The organism is Sporosarcina limicola, assembly GCF_014873855.1.
Lineage (GTDB): Bacteria > Bacillota > Bacilli > Bacillales_A > Planococcaceae > Sporosarcina > Sporosarcina limicola.
Genome location: NZ_JADBEL010000053.1, coordinates 1 through 9268, shown reverse-complemented (window position 1 = coordinate 9268; position 9268 = coordinate 1). Strand labels below are relative to the sequence as shown.

General features: G+C 44.2%; 7 protein-coding genes and 4 tRNA genes. 7 read left to right on the top strand and 4 right to left on the bottom strand.

What is annotated here, in order from left to right; genetic code table 11:
• Positions 1–291: 291 nt before the first annotated feature.
• The 4 genes from kdpC to H4683_RS22570 are packed head-to-tail and all read right to left on the bottom strand — an operon-like array spanning position 292 to position 4812.
• Complete coding sequence (gene kdpC, locus H4683_RS20710) at positions 292–930, bottom strand: K(+)-transporting ATPase subunit C (protein ID WP_192600718.1); 639 nt, start codon at positions 928–930, stop codon at positions 292–294.
• Positions 931–943: 13 nt separating this feature from the next.
• Positions 944–3010 (bottom strand): potassium-transporting ATPase subunit KdpB, encoded by a 2067-nt coding sequence (kdpB, locus tag H4683_RS20705; protein WP_192600717.1) that lies wholly within the window; start codon positions 3008–3010, stop codon positions 944–946.
• A 15-nt stretch (positions 3011–3025) separates the two neighbouring features.
• The gene (gene kdpA, locus H4683_RS20700; RefSeq protein WP_192600716.1) at positions 3026–4720 is read right to left on the bottom strand and encodes a potassium-transporting ATPase subunit KdpA; all 1695 of its coding nucleotides are present in this window, start codon (positions 4718–4720) and stop codon (positions 3026–3028) included.
• Positions 4721–4743: 23 nt separating this feature from the next.
• Positions 4744–4812 carry a potassium-transporting ATPase subunit F gene (locus tag H4683_RS22570; protein WP_225942277.1) on the bottom strand — a complete coding sequence of 23 codons (69 nt, stop codon included), beginning with the start codon at positions 4810–4812 and terminating at the stop codon, positions 4744–4746.
• A 277-nt stretch (positions 4813–5089) separates the two neighbouring features.
• Between H4683_RS22570 and H4683_RS20690 the strand changes: the two genes are divergently transcribed.
• The 7 genes from H4683_RS20690 (at position 5090) to H4683_RS20665 (ending at position 9256) form a co-directional block, all read left to right on the top strand.
• Entirely contained in the window at positions 5090–7801 is a 2712-nt protein-coding gene (locus H4683_RS20690) for a sensor histidine kinase (RefSeq protein ID WP_192600715.1), read from the top strand.
• A complete protein-coding gene (locus H4683_RS20685) occupies positions 7794–8495 on the top strand; it encodes a response regulator (RefSeq protein ID WP_192600714.1) in 702 nt (233 codons plus the stop codon). Before H4683_RS20690 ends, H4683_RS20685 begins: the two co-directional genes overlap by 8 nt.
• 4 nt (positions 8496–8499) lie before the next feature.
• Entirely contained in the window at positions 8500–8625 is a 126-nt protein-coding gene (locus tag H4683_RS22070) for a hypothetical protein (protein WP_275403122.1), read from the top strand.
• Between the two features lie 257 nt (positions 8626–8882).
• A tRNA-Val gene (locus H4683_RS20680) sits at positions 8883–8958 on the top strand.
• 26 nt (positions 8959–8984) lie between these two features.
• Positions 8985–9060: transfer RNA gene (locus H4683_RS20675), tRNA-Thr, on the top strand.
• A 7-nt stretch (positions 9061–9067) separates the two neighbouring features.
• Positions 9068–9143, top strand: a tRNA-Lys gene (locus tag H4683_RS20670).
• Positions 9144–9174: 31 nt separating this feature from the next.
• A tRNA-Leu gene (locus H4683_RS20665) sits at positions 9175–9256 on the top strand.
• Positions 9257–9268: the final 12 nt, after the last annotated feature.

Here is a 9268-nt window from a genome sequence, read left to right as displayed (position 1 = left end):
GTAGCGACCAATTAAGCAACCAAGCGACTGATTCCATAAGCGAAGCGACCAATTAAGCAACCAAGCGACTGATTCCACTAGCGAAGCGACCAATTAAGCAACCAAGCGACTGATTCCATAAGCGAAGCGACCAATTAAGCAACCAAGCGACTGATTCCACTAGCGAAGCGACCAATTAAGGAACCAAGCGACTGATCCCGCAAGCGAAGCGACCAATTAAAGAAACAAGCGACTGATTCCACTAGCGAAGCGACCAATTAAGAACTCAAACGATCAATTACATAATCTACATCATTCCTCCTTCACCTTTTCAAAAATCGCTAAATTCACACCAAGGACGTTGACTTTGTCTTCGCCGAACACACCAAACGTGCGGCTGTCAGTATTGGCTTTTACAATCGCTTCCACGTCATCTACGGATAGGCCGCTTGCTTGTGCAATACGCTTCATTTGAATGAGGGCAGCATCCACGCTGATATGCGGGTCAAGACCTGATCCGGAGGCGGTCACCAAGTCAGCTGGAATTTGTTCGCGCTGTACCCCGGGGTTTGCATTTAAAAATGTTTCAATATCCTCTTCAATTCGTTTTTTTAGTTCAGGGTTGGATGGGGCATAATTGAATGTACCGGAACTGACGCCACCGTAAGCTGTTTCGCCGTTTACATCAGGCACTAGATCTTCTTTCGTATAGGTGTTGTAATTCACTGCTGATACGCGCCCCCATAAATATTCAGGTGCAGTAAATGCCTGACCTAATTTTTCAGAGCCGACAACTTCACCTTCTAAATCGATTAAACTGCCGTTTGCTTGGTGGTTGAATAACACTTGGGCCACCGCAGTGACCGCAAATGGATAAATTAAACCGCATAAAACGAGCATCGAGAAAGTGACTAGTACCGCTTGTTTCGAGTATTCAAAAAAACCTTTCATACATAGTTTCCTCCTATAGACCCATCATGCGTAAAATAGGCCCGATAATTAGGTCGATAAATTTAATGCCGATAAAGGGAGCGATAATGCCGCCAAGTCCGTAAACCAACAAGTTTCTGCTTAGTAATTTCGACGCGCTCATCGGTTTGTATTTAACACCCTTCATAGCGATTGGAATCAGCAAAGGGATGATGATGGCGTTAAAAATCAGGGCTGAGATGATGGCGCTCGTTGGTGAGTTCAACTGCATGACGTTCAGCGCCCCCATCTCAGGTACTGCCACCATTAGCATCGCAGGGATGATTGCGAAGTATTTCGCTACATCGTTCGCAATACTAAATGTTGTTAAGGCACCACGTGTCATCAGTAATTGTTTGCCGATTTCTACAACTTCGATGATTTTAGTTGGATTTGAGTCCAAGTCGACCATGTTCGCTGCTTCTTTCGCTGCGTTCGTCCCGGAGTTCATTGCCAGACCGACGTTTGCCTGAGCCAGTGCCGGCGCATCGTTCGTACCGTCTCCAGTCATTGCCACGATTTTTCCTTGCGCCTGCTCTTCTTTAATCACATTGATTTTATCTTCTGGTTTACTTTCGGCGATAAAGCCGTCTACTCCAGCTTCTTTTGCGATCGTTGCGGCTGTTAGCGGATTGTCTCCTGTACACATGATTGTTTTAATGCCCATCGCGCGGAGCAGTTCAAAACGCTCTTTTAAACCGGGCTTTACGACATCCTTTAGATAAATGACGCCAAGGATGTTATCGTTTTCGGTCACTACTAACGGTGTGCCACCTAGGGATGATACTTGATGCACCAGACCCTCCAAGTCTTTTGGGAGAGCATGACCGGCAGCGACACTTCTATTTTTAATTGAATCATAAGCACCTTTTCGGATTTTTGTTCCGTTTTGCATATCAAGTCCGCTCATGCGTGTCTGCGCTGTAAATGAAATAGGATCGCTCGTCTTGATAATCTTTTTTTCATCTGCAGCATCGACGTTTAATTTGATGGCAAGTGATAAAATCGATTTGCCTTCAGGTGTGTCGTCCGTTAATGAACTTAACCATGCAGCGCGAATCAATTCTTTTTTATCAACCCCTAGCACCGGTGAAAATTCGGATGCTAGGCGGTTACCATAAGTGATGGTTCCTGTTTTATCCAAAATCAATGTATCGACATCTCCGCATGCTTCGACAGCCCTTCCTGACATAGCGATAACATTGAACTGTGTTACGCGGTCCATTCCGGCAATGCCGATTGCTGACAACAGCCCGCCGATTGTGGTCGGGATTAAGCAGACAATCAATGCGATTAATGTCGCAACTGGAATATCCACATTCAGGTACGTAGTCATGGGGTAAAGCGTGACGACCACTAGTAAGAAGATGATAGTTAAACTAACTAATAACGTGTTTAGGGCAATTTCGTTTGGTGTTTTTTTACGGCTCGCACCTTCTATGAGTGCAATCATTTTATCCAAAAACGATTCGCCAGGTAGGGAGGTGATTTCAATTTTTAGCCAGTCACTTGTCACGGTGGTCCCGCCTGTAACTGAAGAAAAATCACCGCCGCGTTCCTTCACCACAGGGGCTGATTCACCGGTGATGGCCGATTCGTCGACAGTTGCAATACCTTCAATCACTTCACCATCGTTCGGGATAACTTCGCCAGCCTGAACGATGACGATGTCACCTTTTATAAGCTCATTGGCCTGTTTCATAACCTGCGTCCCGTCAGAAAGAAGTACGCGCGCCTCTGTCACTGTATTTGTTTTCTTGAGTGTCTGAACTTGTGCTTTACCGCGACCTTCTGCGATGGATTCAGCAAAGTTTGCGAATAAAATCGTGACGAGTAGAATTACGGCGACAATTGCATTATAAAGGCGTAAATGCCCACCATTGTCATCGCCCATCATATTCGGAAAAATGGCTAGCAGAAGTACAAGGATAAACCCGATTTCAACTACGAATAATACCGGGTTTTTCACCATATTCACCGGATTTAATTTCCTAAAAGCCTCTAAAATTGAACTCTTCATAATTTCACCAGTAATAAAACTCTTTTTCGATGTAGTTTCCATTGTTGTATCTCCTCGTCAAGAACGTATTTGTAAATGTTCTGTAATTGGACCGAGTGCTAATGCGGGTAGAAAAGTCAATGCGCCAATCATCAATACTATTGCGACAAGTAGGAACGTGAACATTGCGTTGTCTGTTTTCAAAGTACCAACCGATTCACTATGCCATAACTTTTTCGCAAGCAGTGATGCAATGGTAAGTTGAATGATGATTGATAAGTAGCGGCCAAAGAACATCGCTAGACCTGTCGTCACGTTCCAGAACGTCGAATTATCGGATAATCCTTCGAATCCAGAGCCATTGTTCGCCGATGATGAAGCGTATTCATAAAGCACCTGCGATAACCCATGTGCACCTGGGTTTGTGATCCCTTCAACTCCAGCTACGGTCGAGACAGCAAGCGCTGAGAACACTAGGATAATCGCGGGGTGGATTAAGATACAAAGTGCGATTAATTTCATTTCTTTCTCTTCAATTTTTTTACCTAAAAACTGAGGGGTGCGGCCAATCATTAAACAGGCGATGAAAATCGTCAACATGACATACATCATCATGTTCATCAAACCGACCCCCTTACCGCCAAATACAACGTTCAACATCATGTTAAATAGCGGCACCATGCCACCAAGCGGCGTTAAGGTATCATGCATATTATTAACCGATCCGGTCGTGAAGGCTGTTGTCACAACTGTGAATAAAGCAGACTGTGCAACGCCAAAGCGCATTTCCTTCCCTTCCATACTACCGAGATCCTGCGTGATGCCAAGCTCGCCGATAATCGGGTTACCTGCGCGTTCAGCTAGATAACAAGTGGTTAGGCCAATGAGGAATAGGATGCTCATTGCCGCGAAAATGACCAAACCTTGTTTACCGAATAATGTTTTCCGCTTTCTGTTGACAACCATTAAGCTGAAAGCCACAACGCAAGCACCAGGTAGCAACATCATGGATAGCATTTCTACGATATTTGAAATGACGGTCGGGTTTTCAAAGGGTGTCGTTGAGTTAGCACCGTTGAAACCGCCGCCGTTCGTACCAACATGCTTAATTGATTCGAGTGAAGCGATAGGTCCAAGTGCGATATCTTGCATATTTCCTTCAATTGTATGAACTGTCTCGTTCGAGTTGAACGTTTGCGGTGAACCCTGGAACACTAAAATTAATGCCACGATAAAGGAAATTGGAATTAAGACGCGTGTTATCACACGTACAAAGTCCACAAAAAAATTACCGAGGGTATCCGTTTTTGCGACTAAGCGACGACAGAATGCCATACATGCCGCATAGCCAGTTGCCGCTGATGTGAACATCATGAACGTGATGACGAGCATCTGACTCAAATAACTTAAACCTGATTCACCGCTGTAGTGCTGTAGATTTGTATTCGTCATAAAGGAAATAATCGTATTGAATGACAGCGTTGCTTCCATAGTACCAATGCCATTTGGGTTTAAAAATAGCGCCGATTGAATCCGCAATATAATGTAGCCAATGAGTACCATAATGGCATTTGAAAGAATCAGTGCCAGCACATACTGTTTCCCAGTCATATTGACTTGCTTAATGCCACTAATTTTGTAGATGATGTTATCGATGCGGTTCATTACCGGATCAAGCCATGTCTTTTGCTGCATTGTCACGTGATACAAATAATGACCAGCTACAATGACAAGTGGTAAATAAATTCCGAGCACCAAGGCGATTTGCCACATATCCGTTACCTCCTAAAGGCCAATTAATAGTTTTCTGGATGAAGTAATGCATGACCTAAATAACCAAACAACAACACGATGATGATATCCATTACTAACCACATACCAATTCCTCCTTAATTGTTTACTTGTTTGTAACACCAGATAGTCAAGCTATAAAGACTGGCAAAACTTATAATTAGCACGCCAATCATAACTACGTCCATCATGTCTCTCATCCTTTCTGTTGATCGATTAACTCCATCATAATGAAATTCGAATTAACGTAGTGTTAGAGAAACGTGATTTGTATTAAGACGGCATTAAGATGAAAATCTTTATGCCGTCTTAATGGAAGTTGGGATTATAATGAGAGGGAGGTGAGGAGCAATGGAAGACAGACGTCCGAGTCCAGAAGCGATTTTAGCGAAGATTAAACAGCAGGAAAAGGGAGCAGGGGCAGGCAAGCTGAAAATATTTCTCGGGTATGCGGCAGGAGTCGGTAAAACCTATGCAATGCTCGACGCTGCCCATGAAGCAAAGAAACTCGGTGTAGATGTGGTCATCGGTTATGTTGAACCGCATGCTCGGCCAGAAACAACTGCCTTACTTGAAGGACTTGAAATGATACCGACCAAAAAAATAACTTATAAAGGAAAGATATTTGAAGAGTTTGATATTGATGCGGTGCTTGAACGACAACCTGGGCTTGTGGTGATTGATGAACTGGCGCATAGTAATATGCCGCCAATGCGTCATTTAAAGCGGTTTGGCGATGTGGAGGAACTACTTGCAAAAGGTATCCACATCTACACGACCGTTAATATCCAGCATATTGAAAGTCTACATGACTTGGTGGAAGAAATTACCGGTGTGAAAGTGCGCGAGCATATACCAGATTATTTAATTGATAACGCAGCGCAAATAAAACTCGTTGATATTGAGCCGGAAGATTTGATTCAGCGTTTAAAGGAAGGCAAGATTTACCGCGCTGCGCAGGTCGAAAAGGCGATGGAACATTTTTTTCGAAAACCGAATCTGGTGGCGCTTCGTGAAATCGCGCTGCGCCGCACAGCGGATACGGTTTATCATAAACAGTCGCTTGAGAACGATTCACTAACTCATAATGCACAGGTGGAGGATCATCTGTTGGTCGGGATTAGTAGTTCGCCGACGAATGCGAAAGTCATCCGAACTGCGGCGCGACTTTCGCAAGCGCTACACGGCAAATTTACGGCGTTATATGTACAAAAAGCCGGAATAAATAATGGTAGCGATGCGAATTCAGAGAGGTTGCAACAGCATATCAAACTGACGGAGCAACTTGGCGGGAATGTGGTAACTGTTCAAGAAGAGGATGTGGCGGCGGCATTAGCCAATTACGCGCGAATGAGTGGCGTGACGAAGCTTGTTATCGGAAGGACGGCAACGAAAGCACACTGGTGGCGGCCGAACGTCAAAATCGTCGATCGTCTCAATGAGTTTGTACCGAACTTGGGGCTGTATATTGTACCTGACCAGGAAAACGAGCCGATGCGCTTTCAAGGAATGGAAATGCAACTAAAGTTTGATTGGATAGATTTATTAAAGATGGCGATTATATTCGGAGTCGCATCGATAATCGGAGTATTGTTCTTTACTGTCGGCGTGAGTGAAGCGAATATTGTTACAATTTATATTTTAGGTGTGTTAGTACTTGCGATGTGGTCGACCGGTTGGGTAGTGAGCGTTATTAGTTCGCTGGTCGCGGTTCTCATTTTTAACTTTTTATTTACCGAACCGCGGTTTTCATTTGAAGCATACCATTGGGATTACCCGATGACGTTTTTAATCATGTTCATATCAGGGTTAATCACGAGCAGTCTAACGCGGAAAGTGAAGAAGCAAGCGATTAGCGCGGTGCGCAAGTCGTACCGAACGGAGGTATTACTCGAGACGAACCGTAAATTGCAGCACGCAAAATCGCTTGAGGAAATCATTACTGAAGGTATGACACAAATCGTCAAGCTTGTTGAAAAACCGGCTGTATTTTTTGATATGGCTGATCAATTAATAATGAAAAAAGAATATTTCCGGACAAATGTGATGACTGATGCTGAAAATAAGGCAATGGAAGCACTGTTTGACAATGTGAACGAGCGTGGCGTAGCGACATGGGGTGCAAGTAATATGCAGGCGGCCGGCGTGTCAACGGATACTTTCCCGGAAGCGAATGCGTACTATGTACCGGTCGTTTCGGGCGGCAACGTGGAAGGCATCGTTGGTATCGCGCTAACGAAAGAAGCTCCGTTGCCATCGTTTGAACGGCATATTCTTGATGCAATCATTAATGAATTTTCGTTTGCGCTTGATAAATGGTATTTACAAAAATCCAATGAGGAAGTCGCGCGGGAGGCGGAGCTTGAGCAGATGCGAGCAAACTTTTTACGCTCCATTTCGCATGATTTAAGAACGCCACTGACGAGTATTTCAGGTAATGCTGATATCTTGCTATCGAGCGGGGAACAGATTGACGAGACGCAGAAAGTTCAGCTATACCGGGATATGAACAATAACGCGAAGTGGCTTGTGCAGATGGTCGAGAATTTGCTTGCAGTGTCGAGGCTAGACGGTGGGGAACTATCGATTGAAATGCAACCGGAACTTGTTGAAGATATAATGCAGGAGGCGCTTTTACACGTGATGCACAATGGAAATAAGCATCGCATTCATTGCCGTGTCGAGCCGGAGTTGTTATTCGCGGTAATGGACGCGCGACTTATCATTCAAGTAATCATCAATATTGTCAATAATGCGTTGACATACACGCCGACGGGTAGCGAGATTATCCTGTCGGCACAGGAAGTGGGCGATCATGTACGTATCTGCATTACGGATAACGGTCTAGGCATTAGTGATACGATAAAAGCGTGGCTGTTTGAGCCTTTCATGACAGATAAAATCTATCGTAGTGATAGTCGGCGAGGTCTTGGACTTGGCCTATCATTGTGCCAAGCTATCGTGAAAGTGCATGGAAGCGAGCTGACGGTGGCGGATAATGTGCCGACGGGTGCAATTTTTAGTTTTATGCTTGAAAAAGGGGTTGTCAATGTTAATGAATAATCGAATTTTGGTAGTGGAAGATGATTTGGCAATCGGGAACTTAATCAAAATGACATTGAGTATGCAACAGTATGAGTATGCTATTGCGCTGGATGGTAAAACGGCGTTGCAAAAAGTATTGTCTATGCAACCGGATGTAATTATTCTAGATCTCGGTTTACCGGATATGGACGGTGTCGATGTTATCTATAAAATTCGTAGCTGGTCGCAAACGCCGATTATTGTAGTGAGTGCGCGCGGTGAGGAGCGTGACAAAATTAACGCGCTCGACGCCGGAGCCGATGATTATGTAACGAAACCGTTCAGCGTGGACGAACTACTGGCGCGTATTCGCGTAGCATTTAGACGACTTGCGAGCGATCGTCAGTCCGATAAAGAGCAACCGGTGTTTGTGAACGGTGATTTGCGCATCGATTATTTGGCAAACACGGTATTTGTGCATGATGGAGAAGTGCATCTGACGCCGATTGAGTATAAGTTATTGGTTGTACTGTCAAAGCATGTTGGTAAAGTTCTAACGCACAACTATCTATTGAAGGAAGTGTGGCAGCATGTATCGCAGTCAGACGTACCAAGCTTACGTGTGTTTATGGCAACGTTACGCAAGAAAATTGAAGAGAATCCAGCGAATCCAAAGTATATTCAGACACATGTGCGCGTGGGCTATCGAATGTTGCGGCATGAGGATGAATGAAAATGTGAGGAGCCATCGTGGTGATCTAGATGGTTTCTCATCCCTTTTCCCTGGGGATGAAAAGCAGGTAGGTTGGGACTTATTAGAGCTTTTAATGATCATTATTGAAGATAAGAAACGTACAGAATAAATATTGGAACAAGTTCTTTCAAAAAACTGTTGCATTACTTTAAAACAGGTGATATAGTTATTGATGTTGTGAAAAACATTTAAAAAAGTTGCAAACGAGTTTCACTTTTGTTATTATATAAAAGTCGCTTTAATAAATTGCTTTTCAGACAAAAAACAATTTCAAAAAAACACTTGCTTTTCTAGGGTGTTAGTTGTTATAATAAGTCTTGTCCGATTAACGCTATAAGTACATCGGAATGAAAGATTTTCTCTCATGGAGGATTAGCTCAGCTGGGAGAGCACCTGCCTTACAAGCAGGGGGTCGGCGGTTCGAGCCCGTCATCCTCCACCATACAATTTCTATAACGTGTTTAATTAGCCGGAGTAGCTCAACTGGTAGAGCAACTGACTTGTAATCAGTAGGTTGAGGGTTCAAGTCCTTTCTCCGGCACCACTTTAACGAGCCATTAGCTCAGTTGGTAGAGCATCTGACTTTTAATCAGAGGGTCGCAGGTTCGAATCCTGCATGGCTCACCATTTTTGTGACATTATAGTCATGATATATAATGCGGGTATGGCGGAACTGGCAGACGCGCTAGACTTAGGATCTAGTGCCTTCGGGCGTGGGGGTTCGACTCCCTTTACCCGCACTTATAGTGCGG

Bases quoted from the DNA above. Each gene is read 5' to 3' on its own strand.
- kdpC (WP_192600718.1), bottom strand. From the start codon at position 930: ATGAAAGGTTTTTTTGAATACTCGAAACAAGCGGTACTAGTCACTTTC.
- kdpB (WP_192600717.1), bottom strand. From the start codon at position 3,010: ATGGAAACTACATCGAAAAAGAGTTTTATTACTGGTGAAATTATGAAG.
- kdpA (WP_192600716.1), bottom strand. From the start codon at position 4,720: ATGTGGCAAATCGCCTTGGTGCTCGGAATTTATTTACCACTTGTCATT.
- H4683_RS20690 (WP_192600715.1), top strand. From the start codon at position 5,090: ATGGAAGACAGACGTCCGAGTCCAGAAGCGATTTTAGCGAAGATTAAA.
- H4683_RS20685 (WP_192600714.1), top strand. From the start codon at position 7,794: ATGAATAATCGAATTTTGGTAGTGGAAGATGATTTGGCAATCGGGAAC.